Annotated in this window: 13 protein-coding genes, 2 tRNA genes and 3 pseudogenes; 10 read left to right on the top strand and 8 right to left on the bottom strand. The window is 40.9% G+C overall.

Translation table 11 applies throughout. From position 1 onward, the window contains the following. Window positions 1–5: 5 nt before the first annotated feature. Window positions 6–1,505 (bottom strand): MobQ family relaxase, encoded by a 1,500-nt coding sequence (gene mobQ, locus H7R76_RS09250; RefSeq protein ID WP_182967575.1) that lies wholly within the window; start codon window positions 1,503–1,505, stop codon window positions 6–8. Window positions 1,506–2,366: 861 nt separating this feature from the next. On the opposite strand from mobQ, the gene H7R76_RS09245 reads away from it, so the two are divergent. The 7 genes and pseudogenes from H7R76_RS09245 (at window position 2,367) to H7R76_RS09215 (ending at window position 9,068) form a co-directional block, all read left to right on the top strand. Continuing rightward, entirely contained in the window at window positions 2,367–2,849 is a 483-nt protein-coding gene (locus H7R76_RS09245) for a hypothetical protein (RefSeq protein ID WP_004151478.1), read from the top strand. Window positions 2,850–3,792: 943 nt separating this feature from the next. Continuing rightward, window positions 3,793–4,302, top strand: a complete 510-nt coding sequence (locus H7R76_RS09240) for a hypothetical protein (RefSeq protein WP_032730746.1) — start codon at window positions 3,793–3,795, stop codon at window positions 4,300–4,302. Between the two features lie 26 nt (window positions 4,303–4,328). Next, window positions 4,329–4,844: a hypothetical protein gene (locus H7R76_RS09235; protein WP_182967573.1), complete on the top strand. Its 516-nt coding sequence runs from the start codon at window positions 4,329–4,331 to the stop codon at window positions 4,842–4,844. Window positions 4,845–4,927: 83 nt separating this feature from the next. Continuing rightward, a complete protein-coding gene (locus H7R76_RS09230; RefSeq protein ID WP_001548707.1) occupies window positions 4,928–5,251 on the top strand; it encodes a conjugal transfer protein TraD in 324 nt (107 codons plus the stop codon). Between the two features lie 335 nt (window positions 5,252–5,586). Further along, window positions 5,587–6,150: a type 4 pilus major pilin gene (locus H7R76_RS09225; RefSeq protein ID WP_182967571.1), complete on the top strand. Its 564-nt coding sequence runs from the start codon at window positions 5,587–5,589 to the stop codon at window positions 6,148–6,150. 287 nt (window positions 6,151–6,437) lie between these two features. Beyond that, window positions 6,438–7,468 (top strand): annotated as a pseudogene (locus H7R76_RS09220) (IS630-like element ISEc33 family transposase). After that, window positions 7,449–9,068, top strand: coding sequence for a shufflon system plasmid conjugative transfer pilus tip adhesin PilV (locus H7R76_RS09215; protein WP_182967569.1), 1,620 nt, complete (start codon window positions 7,449–7,451; stop codon window positions 9,066–9,068). The pseudogene H7R76_RS09220 and the gene H7R76_RS09215 overlap by 20 nt, the downstream one beginning before the upstream one ends. 166 nt (window positions 9,069–9,234) lie before the next feature. On the opposite strand, the gene H7R76_RS09210 is transcribed toward H7R76_RS09215, so the two are convergent. Both H7R76_RS09210 and H7R76_RS09205 read right to left on the bottom strand, forming a co-directional pair. Continuing rightward, window positions 9,235–12,195, bottom strand: a complete 2,961-nt coding sequence (locus H7R76_RS09210) for a type III restriction-modification system endonuclease (protein WP_182967567.1) — start codon at window positions 12,193–12,195, stop codon at window positions 9,235–9,237. Window positions 12,196–12,204: 9 nt separating this feature from the next. Beyond that, a pseudogene (locus H7R76_RS09205) lies at window positions 12,205–13,572 on the bottom strand (site-specific DNA-methyltransferase); the annotation flags it as partial. A gap of 56 nt (window positions 13,573–13,628) precedes the next feature. On the opposite strand from H7R76_RS09205, the gene H7R76_RS09200 reads away from it, so the two are divergent. Further along, a protein-coding gene (locus H7R76_RS09200) for an IS1 family transposase (protein WP_223174630.1) occupies window positions 13,629–14,326 on the top strand; the annotation gives its coding sequence in 2 pieces (ribosomal slippage) (window positions 13,629–13,878 and window positions 13,878–14,326; 699 coding nt in all). Window positions 14,327–14,342: 16 nt separating this feature from the next. Here H7R76_RS09200 and H7R76_RS09195 read toward each other — a convergent pair. Next, a pseudogene (locus tag H7R76_RS09195) lies at window positions 14,343–14,882 on the bottom strand (site-specific DNA-methyltransferase); the annotation flags it as partial. A 193-nt stretch (window positions 14,883–15,075) separates the two neighbouring features. On the opposite strand from H7R76_RS09195, the gene H7R76_RS09190 reads away from it, so the two are divergent. Next, a complete protein-coding gene (locus H7R76_RS09190) occupies window positions 15,076–16,464 on the top strand; it encodes a hypothetical protein (protein ID WP_064163478.1) in 1,389 nt (462 codons plus the stop codon). Between the two features lie 46 nt (window positions 16,465–16,510). Here H7R76_RS09190 and H7R76_RS09185 read toward each other — a convergent pair whose 3' ends face one another. The 4 genes from H7R76_RS09185 to H7R76_RS25130 all read right to left on the bottom strand — a co-directional run bounded on the left by H7R76_RS09185 (window position 16,511) and on the right by H7R76_RS25130 (window position 19,802). Next, window positions 16,511–17,785 carry a tyrosine-type recombinase/integrase gene (locus tag H7R76_RS09185; protein ID WP_001751368.1) on the bottom strand — a complete coding sequence of 425 codons (1,275 nt, stop codon included), beginning with the start codon at window positions 17,783–17,785 and terminating at the stop codon, window positions 16,511–16,513. A 180-nt stretch (window positions 17,786–17,965) separates the two neighbouring features. Further along, window positions 17,966–18,041: transfer RNA gene (locus H7R76_RS09180), tRNA-Asn, on the bottom strand. A 139-nt stretch (window positions 18,042–18,180) separates the two neighbouring features. After that, window positions 18,181–19,647 carry an EmmdR/YeeO family multidrug/toxin efflux MATE transporter gene (locus H7R76_RS09175; protein ID WP_106930020.1) on the bottom strand — a complete coding sequence of 489 codons (1,467 nt, stop codon included), beginning with the start codon at window positions 19,645–19,647 and terminating at the stop codon, window positions 18,181–18,183. After that, window positions 19,623–19,802 carry a DUF5951 family protein gene (locus H7R76_RS25130; protein WP_219906275.1) on the bottom strand — a complete coding sequence of 60 codons (180 nt, stop codon included), beginning with the start codon at window positions 19,800–19,802 and terminating at the stop codon, window positions 19,623–19,625. Before H7R76_RS25130 ends, H7R76_RS09175 begins: the two co-directional genes overlap by 25 nt. 6 nt (window positions 19,803–19,808) lie before the next feature. Here H7R76_RS25130 and H7R76_RS09170 point away from each other — a divergent pair. Then, window positions 19,809–19,884 (top strand) — tRNA-Asn (locus H7R76_RS09170). Window positions 19,885–19,901 lie beyond the last annotated feature (17 nt).

Below are 19,901 nucleotides of genomic sequence, written 5' to 3'. Positions count from 1 at the left end.
AATGGCTACCTACTGTCAGATGGTGGTCTGAGGCGTGGTATGATATTTTGAACATGCCCGGCCTTTGATGATAGTTCGGGAGTCATATCTTGCCCATACACTGGCTGGTCGTTCTTAGGACGACTAGGGAAGCGTCTTATCTCTGAAGGTGTAGGCTTATAATCGTCACTGTTAAATTTAGATCGTTGCTCAAATTCCTGACGTGGAACATAACGACCTAACACCTCATCAAAAATGTAGTTTTCACTGGTAAAACGGTCATGTGCCTCATCAACTGGGTCATATTTAAATTTGTTTTTATTAGCCCAGACAAATTTTCCTTTGATATAGTCAATCAAAAGTCTCGTAAAGCGTTTAAAGATATTATCCTGACGTGGAGTAGCCTTATTATTTCTTTCACTATCAGGGGCGCTTCTGGATGCCCTGTTTGGGTTTTGAGAGGAGGATGTTTGCAGGATAGTATTTGTTCCAGAATCAGAAATACTGACTGATGGTTTATTACCAGCAATAACCTTACTGACTTTTGTTTTATCACGGTAAGATTTGACTCCACGCATACGAGTATGAGGTGTAGGAGCAACCAATACCGGTTTTTGCTCATCAGCATTTGAACTGCTTGAATGATTTTCAGATAAGACGATCTCTTCTGGCTCAGCAAGAACAGCAACAGTAAAGCTTCTGACATCAACGACGATTTCAAGGTCAAGTTCACTGAATGTTTTGTAGACTTCAACAGCTTCTTGTTTAGCAGCGTCACGAACAGCCTGTTCTGCGGCTCTTTGTTCCTGAGCAGCTTTAGTACGCCATTTACCACAATGAATACGCTTCATTGGAGGGCGATTTGTTTCAGCCGCTTTAGCAAGCCATAATGCTTTTTCTTCATTATCCAAAGCAATAGCCGCATTGGATAGTGCTTCTTCGTTCTGGACTTGGAGAGAACGATGATCGATACGTTCTGATGAACCAGCAGCAGCGAGGAAGCTGTTAGCCATAGATGCCCATGATTCACGCCACAACACAGACATTTTTCTGTCATTCCAGCTTCTTTCTTTTTTACCAAACCCTTCCGGGCCAATGGTTTTTAACGTCAACATAACGTGAGCATGTGGGTTGTCGCTATCGAGATCATGGAAAGCGATATCAGCAATCATACCTTTATCAACGAAATTTTTCTGACAATACTCAAGGACAAGTTTTTTCTTTTCATCATTATTTAACTCGGTAGGAATGGAAACATCGAAATAACGGGCTGTTTGACCATTTTGCTGACGCTCGACCCGTTCAACTTCATTCCACAATGCTGTAGAGTCTTTTACGATGTGTTCTGGTGCATTAGCTGGAGCTAATATGAAGTGCCCATATAAATCAGTACGGCGACTGTAATCATACGTATCACCTGTTCTTTCATCTGTTATACGTGTACGAGCATGATAGGCAGCCTTCGCAACGGAAGACCTGCCTTCTGAACGTTTCACAATTTTAAAATCAAGATGAAAAATAGCCATACAATAAAAACAACCTCAATATAAGTTTAAATATCAAACCAAAATATAACTCTCCAATGCGACTATGCTGGTTTTAGTTTTTCGCAAGAAAAACTCTGGTGTTGACGTTGACCTTGTTTCCGAAGGAAACGGTGTTAGCCTGCGGCAGGCAACCGTCGGTAGACCCCACACACTGCGTAGCAGTGTATAGGTGGGCATTGCTTTATTTTTATATCTCCTAACGGAGCTAAAAATAACGACAATGTTTAAAGTTTTTCTATACTTAAATAATAACTCTAGTTTTATAGGCTGTGAAATTTACAGGGCTAGATTCGGATGAACGGCTGAGGTATTACACGAATCTTAATGATTATGGTTTTAGAGAGCGCCCGTAAGGGCAAAAGTAGTTTAATTAGTCTCCCGCCGTAGGCGGGAACGTGAATTTTATTAAAATTGAGTTGAAAATCTTTAGTTGATAACTGAAATTCCTAAAATAACAGACTCTTTTATGTGCTGCACAAATCACAGCTTAGTTATGAGAAATAGAATGGATATTAACAGGTTAAATGAAAAGCACTAATATGTAAAAATAAGTAACGCGGAGAGGTCTGGTTTTGAAAGCTAGGTGGATTTTACATATCATGTTTTTAAATTTCATTATTTCCAATATTCCATCACTTTTAGTTTAATTGGTCTAACCTGTTTTATGTGAGTGAGCGCTAGCAAGGTATGAGAATAAAACCCATGATTGGAACAAACCATCATTAATAGGGCAAGCCCTATTCAGCATAGTGATTGTTTATGACAATCACGAAGTGCTGTTTTTGACAAAAGCAAATAAATATAAGAAGAGTATTATCTATTTAGCTGAGGGTGGATAAGATGAGTGAATATAATTCAAATAATAATGAGAAGAAAAACAAAAAACAACTTGAACATATTAATCTATGCATTACACGAGATTTTTATTTTTATGGTAAGTTTTACGATGAGCTAAAAGGTATCATCAAATCATATAATGATGAGATAATGGAAATCAAAAGCGATATAGGCGAAAAAATATCTTTAAGTCTTTTGTGTGATCATGGTGATAAAATTAATAGCGAAATAAAAGAGGTGATGGATGATGCTGATATATCATTTAAAACTGTGACTGAACGTTTCAGAGAGAGTGTTTTGGAAAAAATGATTAATTGGCTAGATAGTGGGAGGATTGTGCATTCTGACGTTCCGATGATTATTACAATTTTTCAACAGGAAGTTTATGGGTTCAATTTTAGAAAATTAAAAATAAGATCATATATAAATGACGGGTTAATTAAGAAGTTCGGTAAAAGTATTGATCATGGGATGGTTAAATGGTAGAAGGCTCAGGCTGCGAAAAAGAGAATATGATTGGCTATAGCTCAATACATAATAATTTGAAAGCTATGTGTGGAAAATATTTTATTGATTATTATTTGACAAATAAAAAATGTCGATGTAAATAAAATGAAGATACAAAAAAAGCCAACTTATCAAAGTTGACTTTTTAAGGACTAAAAAAGTTTTGCCGACTTTTGAAGCCTTGTAATCAGTTAAGAGACAACGTGATTACAAATATAATAAAGTATTAAATAATCTTTTCATATTTGTCAAATCTAAATCGCAACTTTTTTACAAGCCTTTCAAATACCATTTCCAAAAACATTTTAGTTCTCGAAAGCAATAACGTTAAAACCTGCTGTATCAGGTCTAAGAATCTTTGGACATCATGTGTTAAAAACTGTTTTGTTCTTAGGTTATTGTAGGTGGCATATAAACGGGGGGAAGTCGGTAGCCACCAACTTGAAGCGTTCATCTAAAATCTATAAAGCGGTAGTATAATTTTCTTTAGTAAAACGAGAAAATGCTTTAAATGATCATGATGTATCCGTAGGAGTCCGATGGGGTGTCCCAGTAATGGAAACGTGCTGGAACTCAATAGCTACGGTGAGAATCGCCAACCTGCGAACCTAAAAAAAATATTACAATAGTATTTTTTTACGGGGGGTTAGGGGGGTGAAGCTTGCAGAAAAACTAAGTTTTCCTGACGGAAAACTACTACGACTGAAAGTCGCTATCTAAAACCCCAGAACCTAATCTAATAAAATTCTAGTACTACTAGTACAAAAAAATAATTTTAAAAATATCAGTAGGTAGGTGCCATTTCATCAAGGCACTAACGAAAGATAAGTAGGTTTATAAATTAAATATGGTGCATGGATTAATTTGAGTTTTTTGTTTTTTAATTGTATTAATTAAAAAATATAAATAAAAAGGTAATGATATGGAAAGTAAAACAAAAAAACTAAGAATGGGATGGATACAAAATCTTACTGAGAATGAAAAAAAGATAATAGATGATTTTCTGGAAGAAGCCGCTAAGTTAAAAGGTAAAGCACTAAATAAAAAAGAAAAACAAACTGTCAAATTTATTGCTCGTGATCAAGTCCGCTCGATTAGAAAAGAGCAAAAATCAAAAAAACAAAAGAAGAGTAGAGTTGATATGGAAAAAAAAGAAGATGAAACAATTAATACCATATCAAATAATGCGGATGAGCAAGGAAGATTAAAGATACTATCAGCTAAAGAAAGAGATTTTATCAATAATGCCATATATGAAGAAATGAAAATTAAAGGTAGAAAGCTTGTAAAATGTGAAATGAAAGAAGTTTTAAAAATTGCTCGAAAAAAGATCCTCAACAATCGTATATCTTGTCAGATCAAAAAAGAAAGAGACAAAGAACGTCATGCAGTAGTGTTTGAGTGGAAAAGACCAGAAACCTTCCGTCGTTAATCGAATATAATAATGGTGAGAAATATATGAAGAAAACCAAAACAAAAAACTTGAAAGAAAGTGAGTTTATAAAATATATAGAAAACAATCCTGTTGTCTCAACGGCTCTATGCGAGAAATATGGAATCTCTACTGAATCTATTGCCTATGCTTTATATGTTCATAGCAATAACTTCTTTCTTAAAAACGACTACGTTCAGGATGACATTCACTATGATATAGTTAAAAACAATTTAATAATAATGAAACCCACGCTTAGACAATATTATAGAAGAACAAGGCAAGTAGATTATAACGGATATACTTTTTTATCAGGAATTAAAGAATATCAAGACTATTGTATTTTGTTGACGCTTTGCTGCTACCACTGGATAGCTGATGTATTTACTGTCTATGATCATAGTGAAGGGAGCCAATTTGTTGTTGATGTTGCCAATGATCTTCTGAAAAGGAGCATAGATTATTTTTCAGTAGAACATGAAAATGTTATTAACTGTTTTAATATCTTAAAAGAAAAGTTCCCATCGCATAAAAAGAAATAATAATCCAATTTTTCAAATATCCTCATTGACTAACATATATATAAGAAATATATATGTATCATGGAACTATAAGAGGATAGAAAATGAGTGATATTTCAGATAAAGAGCAAACCAGAAAGAAACCACGAATAAAAAAGACACTGGAGCAGCAATTAGCATCTGCTCAGATGCGTTTAAATCGTTTGCAATATAAGTCTAAGAAAGAAGCTAAACAGATAGAAACACGCCAGAAAATAATTTTAGGTGCGGAAGTTGCCAAGGCTCTTGATTGTGATGTTTTTACAGTGGATAAGGATCTTGTTTTAGGTATGCTACTAGAGATACCTCACCTACATCCAGATGATAAAGAAAGATTTAAAAGAAACGGAATGTTATTTCTGGCTAGTATGAAAGGCCGAAAAACTTAATGGAATATAGAAGTCATTGTATAAATATAAAATGTTATATGTATTCAACTTTCATTGAATTAAATTTGACATTATTTTATATTAATTGTATTTCATTTTATCATCACAGATGAATAACTCCATATTCAAATCTTGTAAGCTGTGGTGGTATTTAATAAAGTCATGGGGGTATCCTCCCGATAAAGCGACCGTAAGTGAACACGGTCTTTTTATTTTCTGTTAAGTAATCCGCTTATCGGCTACTTTGTATATAATATTTTTTAAGTGGTTGCGTTTATTTTTAAATTTATTATTTTCTTTATATCATTTTATTAAACAATGGAGATATAAAGGAAATGAAAAAAACAGTATTAATTAAAAACATAAAAAGTAAAAAAGGTTTCTCACTTTTAGAACTATTACTTGTTCTTGGTATTATCGCAGCGTTAGTGGTAGCAGCATTTATCGTATATCCTAAAGTGCAAGCATCACAACGTTCACAAGCTGAGAGTAATAACATCGCAACAATCCAAGCTGGTGTTAAAGCCCTTTATACTTCCGCTTCAAGCTTTACTGGTTTGAATAACTCAGTAGCAGTTCAAGCGAAGATCTTCCCTGACAACATGTTAAGCGGTTCAGGTAACTCTGCAACACCAATCAACGCATTCAAAGGTGCTGTAACATTAGGTGTAGCTAACACTGGTCCATCATCAGCAGCAGGTTCTTCTTTCACAATTACTTATGATAACGTACCAGCAGCAGAATGTACTAAGATCATAACAGCAACAGCAGGTAACTTCTATATCGCCGCTGTAGGTGGAAAAACTGTTAAGCCAGCAGGTGGAACACTTGATGTAGCAGCAACAGCAGGTGCTTGTTCTGACGCTAACAGTAATACATTGATCTTCACTTCTATTTAACAACAATGTTTTAATAAATTATTTTTTTTGGCTCCTTATTTAAAGGGGCCTTTTTTATCATTTATTGGTTTTTATTCTTCTATATATAGTTCTTCTTTCATCTTGATTTTTGTTTGTTATTTGATAATTAATTAATACGTGAAAATAAAAAGGACGATGAAAATGAAAAAAGGATTCTCTTTACTAAATAGCTGCGCGGAATAGTAGATCACTGAAAGGGAACTCAGCCCGGATTGCGCGATCTGATCATTCGCCAAACCAACCAAAACCACCAACCGGACTGAGCGATGCCGATCATAGCACCAATACCCCGTGGCGAACGACGCCTGATGCAGAAAGCTATTCATAAAACGCGCGATAAAAATCATGCCCGCAGACTCACGGCCATGCTGATGCTTCATCGGGGTGAACGGGTCAGCGATGTTGCCAGAACTCTCTGTTGTGCCCGTTCATCCGTTGGTCGCTGGATTAACTGGTTTACGCACTCAGGTATTGAAGGCCTGAAATCCTTACCCGCAGGGCGCTCCCGACGCTGGCCTTTTGAACATATCTGCACCCTGTTACGTGAGCTGATAAAGCATTCTCCCGGCGATTTTGGTTATCAACGTTCACGCTGGAGCACCGAATTACTGGCAATAAAAATCAATGAGATAACCGGTTGCCAGTTACATGCAGGAACCGTTCGCCGCTGGTTGCCATCTGCGGGGCTTGTATGGCGCAGGGCCGCGCCAACTCTGCGCATCCGTGACCCACATAAAGATGAAAAGATGGCGGTAATCCACAAAGCGCTGGATGAATGCAACGCAGAGCATCCGGTATTTATGAAGATGAAGTGGATATTCACCTTAATCCTAAAATCGGTGCGGACTGGCAGTTGCGCGGACAGCAGAAACGGGTAGTGACGCCGGGGCAGAACGAAAAATACTATCTGGCCGGCGCACTGCACAGTGGCACGGGTAAAGTCAGCTACGTGGGCGGCAACAGCAAAAGTTCAGCGCTGTTTATCGCTCTGCTGAAGCACCTGAAAGCCACTTACCGGCGGGCGAAAACAATCACGCTGATCGTTGATAACTACATTATCCATAAAAGCCGCGAAACACAGCGCTGGTTGAAAGCAAATCCCAAGTTCAGGGTAATTTACCAGCCGGTTTACTCGCCGTGGGTGAATCATGTGGAACGGCTATGGCAGGCACTTCATGACACGATAACCCGTAATCATCAGTGCCGCTCAATGTGGCAGTTACTGAAAAAGGTCCGCCATTTTATGGAAACCGCCAGCCCATTCCCCGGAGGAAAACATGGTCAGGCAAAAGTGTAGCGGTATTAGGCGCAGCTATTTAGAATTAACTCTTGTTTTAGGTGTTGGGACGATGGTGGCTTTTATGAAGTTTCAGGATATGAAAAATGAACAGGAGAGTATAATGGCTTCTACTGTCGGTCAACAAATGAAACAGATCGGTGAAGCAGTTAATGGCTATATAAATATCCGTTATGATAAATTATCAACCTTATCCAATGCTGCCGGAACAGGAACCGATCCGGGGCCAAGAACCTGTTCAGGTTCAGTATGTGAAATTACTTACCAGACATTGATTAACGAAGGTTTGCTACCTTCAACCTACACAGGCACTAATGCTAATAAATCCTCGTATAAAATCATATTAAAACGAGATGGAACTTCACCTAACTTTGTTATTAATGGTCTTATAACGACATCGACGGCATGGATTGAAGGCGGAAAAACACGTTATGATTTATTAGGGAATGCCATGCAAACCGCTGGTATAGATAGCGGTATGACTAAAACAACATCTATTGCTTCTGGGCATAGTGGTCAATGGTCAGAAACGTCTGCTAATTTTAATAATATTACATCCGCTGGACAGTTAGCATTTAGAGTTGGTTTTAATAGTGCGTTATATTCTGTATATTTAAGACGGGATGGAACCTTGCCCATGACTGGCGATTTAAACTTAGATGGGCATAATATTAACAATGTCGCCGCGCTCAATGCCACTGGCAACATTACGACGACAGGCGACCTACAAGCAAGAAACATTAAAGCTACTGGAAAAATTGATGCGGACGGTAATATTTCAGCCGGTAATTGGGTGTGGGCTAAGAATGGATATGGGGACGCTATAGGTTTTGGTGGCGATGCTTATGGTGGAGACTATGAAATACGTTTAGGAACGGCAAAACCATTAACTTTATATTCACCATCTGCAGGAAATTATACAACAGTATTACAAGTTAATAGAAATGCCAAAATAGATCAAAGGCTTGGTTTAATGGGGTACGATCCAAATGAGTTACCATCTGGCTGGGGTGGTGGTTTAAGAACACTTGATGTATATGCCGCTGGAACAGTAGGAACAGGTTCGGGAGGAGCTGTAAATGCTTATATGAATAGTTCTGGTAATATTTATGCCTCTAATGATATCAATGCTGGTCATCAGGTGAATGCTCAATACGTATGGGCATCAGGAAATCTTAATTCTAATTACATCCATTCAAATGGAAACATAAATTCTGATGGAAGGATAAATGCAGGTGAGTTTGTTTATATAAATGGGAAAGTATCCACTGGCGGTGGTTGCTCACCTAATGGTTTACAAGGGAGAGATGATGAAGGTTCGGCATTAAGTTGTGTTAATGGGTTATGGGCAAAATTTAAATTTAATGAAAATATATACAGTGTTGTATTTGAATCTTCCACAACTGGAGGTGGTGATGTTTATAAAACATTAAATCTTGGAAAACACCTCCTTTGTGTTTTTTCAGGCGGTCAATCTACTGATATGGTAACTAAACACTCTATTGTTTATCGTTCAGGCGACATATGGATGTTAGAAATGAGGGTTACAAATTGGAAGGCTGGTGTTCTTACATGGGATAGAGCATCTTGTTTTGATTGAAATATAAGGTTATAATATCATATCGAATTTTCATAAGAAATTTTCTGAGTATAGGGTTACTATAGCTGTAGCTAGCAACGGAAGACAAAATAAAACTGAATGTGTATTTTTTATGTTTTAATTTTGTAAATTATAAACTGGCCTCCTAAAAGGCCAGTTATATAATTTAAAGGCTGCTCATTATTTCTGTAATGGCTGTGGCTCGAACATATTTTGCTGCATTGATTTTTTCTGCTTTTAAAGCACTAAAATGTGCAGTTCCACAGGCTATCTTCGCATCTTCTTCATGACCAAGACCAATGTGTTTACTTTTTGTCTCTACAACAAAGTAAATATGTTCTTCACCATTGTCTTCAATAACTAACGCCCAGTCAGGATTGTAGGTTCCCAGTGGCGTCGGGATTTTAAACCATCCCGGCAGCTTCACATAAAGCTTAACTTCATCCTGTTCTTCGAGTTCCTGAGCGAAACGGCTTTCGACTTCAGAATCTTTAGGAACGTATTCGTAAACTGACTTAGACGAGGTTTCAAAAAGATTACGGGCATATCCTGTTAGCTCTTTATCCATAAAGAGACTTTGCGCATACACCTCTCCTTTTAGTGGATAATATTTAATACCATCAACAATTGACAGGCGTTTGCAGTAGTTGATTCGGCCTATAGCTTCACTGATAAACTGCTGTGGATTTTTAGCAAAATCAGCGAGTCTTCCACTCTCTTTCAGGATGGTGCTTAAACTGCGTCTTGTCAGTCCGGTTTTTTCCTGTAGAACACCAAGAATATCTGGCAATGGCTGCTCTGCAACATCAACTACAGAGCTTGTTGTTCCATTAGACAGAGCTTTAACATCAAGGCCAGATTGACTTTGTTTGATTGTTGCTTTGCTGAAACTGACCATTGCTTTTGCTACAGGCTGCATTTCAGAAAGTGATTTCGTACAGGATTTGATCAATTCTTCTTCATCAAATGCTAGCCGATACAGCGTTTTTTGACAAATGCGCTGCCATAACGCTTCGAATTCCGGGCTGTTTAAGACTTCTTTCCGGTATTTGATTGTTTTACGTTCATCAGCATTGTTTATATTGAGTCGCCCTGCTGATTTACGCAGGATAGTTTCAATTTGTTCCTGTAGTGAGGCATACTTCTCACTAACAACAAAAGTGTCTTCGAATAACACTTCTTTCAGGGCTTTTGTGATTTTCCCCGATTTTTCCAGATAACCTTCGGTCTGTAGTTCAGACCAAATCTCATGTGAACCGGCGATACCCACAACTTGTGAGGAATCAGAGAAGATCAGATGGGCAAACGCATCTTTTTCGATGATACCAAAACGGATGCCTGTTTCGTTCTCAATTTCGCTCTGTAGTCGTTCGGCATAGGCTTCATAATTTTCACTGGCAACGACAGTCAGAATGTTAATGCTTTCATCACGAACACGTTCACCCTCTTGGTTAACACACAGGCGAAGACCACGTCCTAATGTTTGACGACGTTCTCGTTCACTTCCCATCTCTCGGAGGCTACAGATCTGGAATACATTGGGATTATCCCAGCCTTCTTTCAAAGCAGAGTGTGAAAAAATAAACCTCACCGGATTCGAGAAACTCAAAAGCTTCTCTTTATTTTTCATGATGAGGTTATAACCGCGTTCCGCATTTTCGCGGCCTGCATTATTGCTTTCGCTTGTTTCAGCCCATGCACCTTTTTTATCAATGGAGAAATAACCATCATGAACGTCTTTAGCATGTTCTGGATGAGAAGGAAGTAAATCTTTATAGGCAGGACTTTTGATGGCTTTAAGGTATTCTTCCTCAAAGATACGGGCATATTCACCCGGCTCACGTTGTCCTTCTTCAGTGAACTGACGGTAGAAATCAACCTTATCGATGAAAAACAGGGTAAGAACCTTGATTTGCTGAGTATTCAGGCGAAGTTCTTTATCCAGATGTTCACGGATTGTACGTCTGATCATATGACGCTGGATGAGCATAGGGTCAATATCCCCCACGACATCACCGACTTTCATATAGTAGGTATCAGAAGGTGTTTCCAGTGTAAGATAACCCTCTTTGCCCGTTCGGATCTCGCTTATCCGATAACCCTGATAAATATCACGTCCTGTTTCGACATCGAGTGTCATACCGTCATATACGGTAATCTCTGAACGATTTACGTTCCCTTTTTTATCGGCTATATCAACAAGAACAGTACCGCTGATAACATTTTTCTTACTATTAATACTGACCAGTTTCACATAAGGACTGTTGCTTGCATTCTGGACTTCAAGCCCGGCAACCTCGATCTGTTTGACCAGTTTCTGATTGTAAGCATCAATGGCATCAAGGCGGTACACCATATGATGTTTATGAATATGTGTTGCTGAATAGCGTAAGGTGAACATAGGGTGCATTGCATCAAGTGCGGTTTTACCCGCACCGTTTAAGCCACCGTCAACACTTTGCGGTTCATCGACAATAATAATTGGACGTGTAGCACGGATTAAATCAATGGGCTTATCCAGATCGTCCACAGTTGTTTTTTCACTGGACTGATAGAGCTTGTTAACATCTTTTTTGTTAATCGCACCCACAGTCATTACCATGATCTGCATAACAGAACTGGTTGCAAAATTTCGAACATCCGCAGGTTTTGCCGAATCATACAGATAGTATTCGTATGGAACTCCCGCATACAGGCTTTTGAAATGTTCTTCAGTGATTTGTAGTGTTTTATAAACGCCTTCCTTGATAGCAACTGAAGGAACCACAATAATAAATTTACTCATGCCATAGCGTTTATTTAGCTCCAGCATGGTGCGAAGATAAACATACGTTTTACCTGTCCCTGTTTCCATTTCGACAGTAAAATCATGACTGTCAAGGACAGGTGAAGGTAGAAGCTGGTTTTTTAACTGAACATTGTTCAGATTTTTAAGCAGTACATCATCTTCGGGTATTTGTGGGTTAACAGGCATTGAACCCGTTGCGCCTTCAAATGAGAGTGCACCCTGAGCTGGGGCCAGCACAGTCATTTCGCTTTCCCATTTCTCTTGCCCTTCAAACAAATCACAGACCGAAGTTATGGCGTTTTGCTGATAGGTAAGGTCAGATTCAAAATGTAGTTTCATCTCATTCCCTTACAGGCTGTGCAGGTTAGTCAGGCCATGTTGTTCCAGAATGGCGCAAAGATTTGTTTTAGCAACGTTATTTTCAAATGCGTCATCAAGGAAATAGCAGACCGTATCTTTGCCAGCTTTTAAACTCTTATGCCAGTCAATGATCCCTTTGGTTAGTGCCTCAACAGAAGAGGCAGGGATTTGACGGGTAAAGCAGGTAAACAATTTTCCACCGTCAACACAAGAAACGGTTAATCCATCAAACTGACGGGTTTCAATGTTAACACTCAAGTCAATGCCACGCTTTAGCATTAACTCTGTGAGCAAATCTTCTTCACTACGGCCTTCAAGGATTGGGCTTACATAGGCATCAATCTGTTCTGAAAGGGTTTCTGCTGTGGCTTCCCACGGACGGATATTAGATGTATCGAGTTTAAACACACGAAAACCGGTATCTCCATTCCAGTCTGGATTAATTGCTTTAACCTTATTACCTGCACGGCGGAGGCGTTCTTTCGTTAATTCAGATAGATACAATGGCTTATCAAGCTCTTCGCAGAAGTAGATTGCAGAAAGATCTTCCTTATTGCTTTTAGATAGTGTTTCAGGGAGTTGAACCAGAATGAACTTTCTATCTTGTTTATCCGTCTCGTTCAATTCGTACACTGCTTGCCCTGTAGTACCACTTCCCGCAAAAAAATCCATGATAATATCATTTTCTTTGGTCGCTATTTGTACAATCCGCTGTAGCAACCTCACGGGTTTTGGATTAGGAAATGGTGAACGTGTGCTATCAAATAGTTCTGCTAACTGTTTTGTACCTTCATCTGTGTGCCCAACATGCTCAAATCCCCAAAGAGTTTGTGGAGGAATAGTGTCTCTCACCTCTGAGCGAAATCTTTTTAGTCGCGGCTTGTTATTACCATCTTCGCCAAACCATATTCTGTTATCAGAAATTAACTCTTCAATTTTATCCTTGTTAAATCTCCAACTACTACCAGCGGGAGGATAATGTTCCATCCCCGAGGGGGATGTGATACCAAAAACTGCATAATCTCTGACTTCAGTTCTGAGAAGATTATCTGAAGCCCATACACCCCTAGGGTCATTATCTAAATTCTTGTATGTTGATTCTTGTTGCTTACTTCTTGGTAAGCCGAGTATTTTTGATTGGTCTGATTTTTTGTAGCAAAGAATATAGTCATGTGACTCTGAAAAGTTTTTTGAATCTGCTTTTGTGCTATATTTTTTTTGCCAAATAACATTGGCAACAAAATTTTCTTGCCCAAAAATATCATCGCACATTAATTTCAAGTTATTGACTTCATTGTCATCAATGCTTAAAAATATAAACCCATCCTCTTTGAGAAGATTTCTTGCAAGTTTAATAGGTGATGCTACCAACTTGCTGATTTAGTGTATAATGGTGTTTTTGAGGTGCTCCCGTGGCTTCAGTCTCCGTCTGCTGTCCCTCCTGTTCCGCTACTGAAGGCGTGATGCGTAATGGCAAAAGTACTGCCGGGCATCAACGTTATCTCTGCTCTCACTGCCGTAAAACATGGCAGCTCACCTTCACTTATGCCGCTTCTCAGCCCGGTACACACCAGAAAATCATTGATATGGCTATGAACGGCGTCGGTTGCCGTGCCACCGCACGACTAATGGGCGTGGGCCTCAACACCATTTTGCGCCATTTAAAAAACTCAGGCCGCAGTCAGTAACCTCCCGGATACAGCCGGGCAGTGATGTCATTGTCTGTGCGGAGATGGACGAGCAATGGGGCTACGTCGGTGCAAAATCACGTCAGCGCTGGCTGTTTTACGCGTATGACAGGATACGCAGGGCGGTGGTAGCCCACGTTTTCGGTGAACGCACTATGGCCACACTGGAGCGTCTTCTGAGCCTGCTGTCAGTTTTTGACGTGGTGGTATGGATGACGGACGGCTGGCCGATGTATGAGTCACGTCTGAAGGGAAAACTGCACGTCATCAGTAAGCGTTACACGCAGCGAATTGAGCGACACAACCTGAATCTGAGACAGCATCTGGCAAGGCTGGGCAGGAAGTCCCTGTCGTTCTCAAAATCGGTGGAGCTGCATGACAAAGTCATCGGGCACTATCTGAACATAAAACACTATCAGTAAATTGGAGTCATTACCGTTTAATACGTGGATACATCATATTCAACCAGTCTGTGTGATAACGCCCACTGGTTTCTGAATTAGAACTTACACGCACGCCATCTTCTGTTTGCCCAGTAATCTCCAGATAATTTTTCATATTATCTTGGAAGTTATCAGGATAGACAAAATCTTTACCGGTATTGTAAGGAGGATCGATATAAATAAGCTTAACTTTTCCGGCATAACTTTTTTGAAGAAGTTTTAACACTTCAAGGTTATCACCCTCGATCATGAGGTTCTTGGTGTTATCCCAATCAACGCTTTCATCTTTACATGGGCGTAAGGTGCCACGGGAAGGGGTAAGAGCAAGCTGACGAGCCTGACGTTTACCATGCCAGTTGAGGCCATAGCGTTCTTCTTTGTCGTCTACATTTTCACCCAAAAGCTGCTTTAAAACCTCAAAATCAACACTGTCTTCATTAAAAGCTTCAGGAAACAATGATTTAAGTTTGGTGATGTTATCGGCAGTGATATTCATTGATTGCAGTTCGGGCATTTTAGGCGAAAGTTTGTTCATTGACCATTCCACGTATCTGTATCAGGTTACTGTGTGATGGGGGATATTTTACGGTAAATAGTGCATTTCATCAATGAACAGTGTGCTACAGATTTCTTTTTAAATCATTATGTTAATGCATTTATTGAATGTCCTGTCCTTGTATTAGTACAATTAGCTTTATGCGTCTACCAAACATTATCAGGATGTGATGATGGCTAAACTGAACAAGAAACAACTTGCTTTACTCAAGGAAATGCCTGCCGATCAACTCATGCAAATAATTTGTGATATTGCAGAGAATAATGGTCAGGCAAAATCCTTTATTATTAATAAATATCTGTTAACTCCAGAAGAATCACTGAAAAAGGCTGAGGCTGAATACAAAAGGGTAATTAAAACAAAACGCTTTTATGATTATTATGAAGCAGCGGTTTTTTTTGAGGGGCTATACAGGAATGTCATATTTCCACTTGAAAAGACGGTATCAACGCTGCCTGAAAAAACCGAGGCGTTTTGCCATAATTTACTGCTCTCATTTGATAAAATCAGCGAAATTGCTGATACATCAGATGGATCATGGATGGACTATTATAATGGTGCTGTCGAAACATGGTTAAAATCCCTGTCCCTACAAAAAGACAAAAGCATTGATGTTATAGCGGATAAAATACTTTCCGTGCTTAAAGGTGATGTATATTTTAACTTTGATATTTTTGATAAGTATAAAAAAGAGCTGGGATACAATGTTATTCGTGCTTTAAGGGAAAGTCTTCTTAAGACAGGTGATGTTAATTATGCTGTTGAGTTAAGTCTGTATATCAGGGATGTTGATTTCATCAGGCAATGCTTTGAGAAAAGAAAACTGAACCAGCCAGAATACATCATTAAGTTTGCTGAGTTGCTGGTTGATGAACTGTGCACTGAGGAAGCCATTCAGGTTCTCAATAAAATCAAAGAAGATAAATCAGTTGATCAGGCAGGGCTTCGTGATAAATGGACTGAGGTGTTGGCTCTGGCGTTGATTGAAGAAGGCGAGATTCAGCAGGCAAAAACAATTTGTATAGACGGATTTAAGAACAGGTGTGATGTTATTTTTTATAATATCTATAATCGGGTAGAGAAAAATAATGACTCACTGGATTTGTTCTCTGGCATAGCAAAGAACAAAGGCTTTCCGTTTGTTATTCTTTTCTTGTCCGGGACAGATAGTTATGGAAAACTTGATTCTGAAGTCATGAATGCGAGTGAAAATGAAATCGCAGAGATGATGTCTTTATTACGCGGTTCTTTTGTTCGTACTTTATCGAGTGAACTTTACAGGCATGGTTATGCATGTTCTGCAACTTTGCTCCGTAGAGTTCTGGCAGAGGACAGTATCAGTCGTTCTCAGAGTAAATACTACACCTATGCAGCATCTGATATGAAAAAAAGCATTGATTACAGTAAAGATATTACATGGACTGAAAAAATCCCTTCTACAGAAGAGTATTTAAAATCCCTGTTTATTGAGCACAAAAGAAAATACGCACTCTGGGAAATAATGCTGGAAAAAATCGCTGGTTTAGTGATAGAGAAAGATTCAGTATCATATTCAGCATAGAGTGTAATTAAGCATGAAGTTGAAAGGCCGCGAACGGCCTTTCCCTTTATTTATTTGAAGCAAACTCAAACGGCCTTACCATACCGTTTCTGCTTGCATCAAGGTAGTCAGCCCACCATTGGAGCATCAGACGGCGTTGATCAAGGTGTTTAGCCTTGTGGGTATAAGCAGCACGGACGCTGTTGCTTTCCTTATGGCTCATTTGAAGCTCTACAGCGTCTTCTGACCATAGCCCGGACTCAATTAAGGCACTACAGGCCAGAGTGCGGAAACCGTGTCCACAGATGTCCTGCTTCGTGTTATATCCCATATTACGCAGGGCTTTGTTGATGGTGTTTTCACTCATGGGTTTAAACGAGTCATAACAGCCAGTGAAGATTAATCCATCATCATGGCCTTCTTCATAAGTCAGTTGTCGGATCTCTTTTAGTATCCTCATAGCTTGCTTACAAAGGGGAACGAAGTGCTTACGCTTCATTTTGGCACCACGAGTCGAATGTTTGACGTTTTCAATTGCTTCACGCTGTTCGGGTATCACCCATAACTTACTTTTGAAATCAATTTCAGACCAGCGAGCGAAACGAAGCTCACTGGAACGAATGAAAATCATCAGATTGAGCTGTATTGCCAGTATGGTTAACCTGCGGCCTTTGTATTCGGCAATTTTGTTCAGTAGCTGGGGTATTTCTTCCAGCTCAAGTGCAGGGCGGTGTTCAGTTTGTGGTTTCTGAACTGCACCTTCCATATCATAGGCTGGGTTATGGCGTATCAGCTTTTGCTGGACGGCATGACGCAGGATTGCCGTAATGTATTGTTGAATGCGCATGGCAACTTCAAGATAACCAAGAGCCTCAACTTTTTTCACCGGAACCAGCAGATCACCCGTATCCAGTTCGGCAACATCTTTGTCACCGATTACCGGGAAGACATAAGTTTCAAGGCGCTTCCATACGGCATCACCATAATCATCAGACCATTTTGTTTTCGTGGAGAACCACGCTTTGGCTACTGTTCTGAAGGAGCGTGTATTATCACGTTTGGCTTTAAGCTCTTTAACCTCTGCCTGTTTCTTTGCATTAGGGTCAATACCCTGAGCCAGAAGCCTTCTGGCCTCGTCACGGCGTTGTCTTGCGTCAGAAAGAGAAACTGCAGGGTAAACACCAATAGAGAAGAGTTTTTGTTTCCCTTCGAAGCGGTAAGCCATTTGCCAGTATTTCGAACCTTTAGGGGTAACACGAAGGAACATACCAAAGCCATCAGTAAGCTTGTATTCCTTCTCAAGGGGTTTTGCATTTTTTGCTTTAATATCAGTCAGTGACATGAAAACACCCCCTCATTTGTTGGTAAAAGGGAAATCGAACCAGCATTACCAGCATTTTTACCATCAAAATGATATGGCTTCGAGTGGTTTTTAATGAACGAGGGTGAACGACTGAGAGGGGATAACCAATTGATAGAAATGCAGAAAGCAGACGTTAGTGAACGTCTGCTTTCTTGAAAATGGCTCCTCTGACTGGACTCGAACCAGTGACATACGGATTAACAGTCCGCCGTTCTACCGACTGAACTACAGAGGAATCGTGTGAACGAGGCGCATATTATCGGGGTGCCCCGTGGTTGTCAAAGCCTGATTTGCAGAAAATTACGCGTTTGCTGATTTAATCTGCAATCAGGTTGAAAACTGACTTTTTGCCGATTTTCACCGCAATCAGGCGGTTATGCGGCATCCTCTTTCTTCGCTGGCGCATATTTCCACGCCCAGCGCCCGGTAATCAGACGGCGATAGAACAGCGCGGCGCGGGTGGCCCAGTCGAGGAACATCCCCATCCAGACGCCGACGACACCCCATCCCAGCACGATACCCAACACGTAGCCCACCACCACGCGACAGCCCCACATGCTCAGCATAGACACCCACATCGCAAAGCGTACGTCCCGAGCACCTTTAAAACCGGCTGGCAGCACCCACGAAGCAGCCCAGATAGGCATAAAAGCAGCGTTCATCCACAGCAGGATTTTCACCACGTCTTTAACATCCTGCTCATGGGTATAGAACGAGGCAAACAGTCCGGCAAACGGTGCGGTTCCCCATGCAATCACCGTGAGCACAATCGTCGACATCCAGAATACATGGCGCAGCTGCCGCTCCGCTTGCGCCAGTTGGCCGGTACCAAGACGTTTACCGGTAATAATGGTCGACGCTGAGCCCAGCGCGTTACCCGGCAGGTTAATCAATGCCGCCACCGAGAAAGCGATAAAGTTACCGGCGATAACGTCAGTCCCCATCCCGGCGACGAACATTTGCGTCAGCAGCTTGCCGCTGTTAAACAGCACCGACTCTACGCTTGCCGGAATGCCAATGCCCATGACCTCCCAGATGATGGCGAAGTTCAGGGGTTTGAAGTAGCTTTTAAGCGGAATGCGCAACGCCGGATTAAAGCCGACCATCAGCACGTAGATAGTCACCACCGCGCCGATATAGCGCGAAATCGTCAGCCCCAGCCCGGCTCCGGCGAACCCCAGGCCATCCCAGCCAAAGGCCCCGTAAATCAGCACGCTGCTGATCATAATGTTCAGGATATTCATGCCGCCGTTTATCATCAGCGGGATCTTGGTGTTTCCCGCACCACGCAGCGCACCGCTGCCAATCAAGGCAATCGCCGCCGCCGGGTAGCTCAACACGGTCAGTTCAAGGTAGGTTAACGCCAGCGCTTTCACTTCCGGCGTGGCATCTCCGGCCACAATATTGATAATTTCCGCGCCGAAATAGTGAATCACCGCCGCCAGCACGATGGCGAACAAGGTCATGATGACCAGCGACTGACGCGCCGCCGCCCGCGCCTTGCGCCGGTCGCGTCGGCCCAGGCTGAAGGCCACCACCACCGTGGTCCCAAGGTCAATCGCGGCGAAGAACGCCATGATCACCATATTGAAGCTGTCGGCCAGGCCCACGCCGGCCATCGCTTCTTTGCCTAACCAACTGACGAGGAATGTACTCAGTACACCCATCAGCAAAACGCAGGTATTTTCCAGAAAGATGGGCACAGCAAGGGGGGTGATTTCACGCCAGAAGAGAACTCGATAACTTTTGCGTTTTTTATACCAGGGCGTGCGTGAGACGGCCTGGCGAAGCACGGCGGTGACGTTCAAAATGGGCCTTAGTTCTGAAAGTTGAAACTCCATTTCAAATGATGAGGGAGAAACCGCGTTCCTGCAAAACATTTTTCCTTAATTTTTGTCTGCAATGGCGACAAATTGTTGATGGAATAGGCAACTGCACCACAAAGCGTGAATTGGGGTTTGACAAAAGTTTTTTCGCCGCTAAGATACGACTCCACAACGATTCCTCTGTAGTTCAGTCGGTAGAACGGCGGACTGTTAATCCGTATGTCACTGGTTCGAGTCCAGTCAGAGGAGCCAATTTCCTGCTTTCATGC

Origin of the sequence: Klebsiella sp. WP8-S18-ESBL-06 (assembly GCF_014169755.1) — a bacterium.
Classification (GTDB): Bacteria; Pseudomonadota; Gammaproteobacteria; order Enterobacterales; family Enterobacteriaceae; genus Kluyvera; species Kluyvera ascorbata_B.
This window is presented reverse-complemented; position numbering and strand designations above follow the sequence as displayed.

Bases quoted from the DNA above. Each gene is read 5' to 3' on its own strand.
- mobQ (WP_182967575.1), bottom strand. From the start codon at position 1,505: ATGGCTATTTTTCATCTTGATTTTAAAATTGTGAAACGTTCAGAAGGC.
- H7R76_RS09245 (WP_004151478.1), top strand. From the start codon at position 2,367: ATGAGTGAATATAATTCAAATAATAATGAGAAGAAAAACAAAAAACAA.
- H7R76_RS09240 (WP_032730746.1), top strand. From the start codon at position 3,793: ATGGAAAGTAAAACAAAAAAACTAAGAATGGGATGGATACAAAATCTT.
- H7R76_RS09235 (WP_182967573.1), top strand. From the start codon at position 4,329: ATGAAGAAAACCAAAACAAAAAACTTGAAAGAAAGTGAGTTTATAAAA.
- H7R76_RS09230 (WP_001548707.1), top strand. From the start codon at position 4,928: ATGAGTGATATTTCAGATAAAGAGCAAACCAGAAAGAAACCACGAATA.
- H7R76_RS09225 (WP_182967571.1), top strand. From the start codon at position 5,587: ATGAAAAAAACAGTATTAATTAAAAACATAAAAAGTAAAAAAGGTTTC.
- H7R76_RS09215 (WP_182967569.1), top strand. From the start codon at position 7,449: ATGGTCAGGCAAAAGTGTAGCGGTATTAGGCGCAGCTATTTAGAATTA.
- H7R76_RS09210 (WP_182967567.1), bottom strand. From the start codon at position 12,195: ATGAAACTACATTTTGAATCTGACCTTACCTATCAGCAAAACGCCATA.
- H7R76_RS09190 (WP_064163478.1), top strand. From the start codon at position 15,076: ATGGCTAAACTGAACAAGAAACAACTTGCTTTACTCAAGGAAATGCCT.
- H7R76_RS09185 (WP_001751368.1), bottom strand. From the start codon at position 17,785: ATGTCACTGACTGATATTAAAGCAAAAAATGCAAAACCCCTTGAGAAG.
- H7R76_RS09175 (WP_106930020.1), bottom strand. From the start codon at position 19,647: ATGGAGTTTCAACTTTCAGAACTAAGGCCCATTTTGAACGTCACCGCC.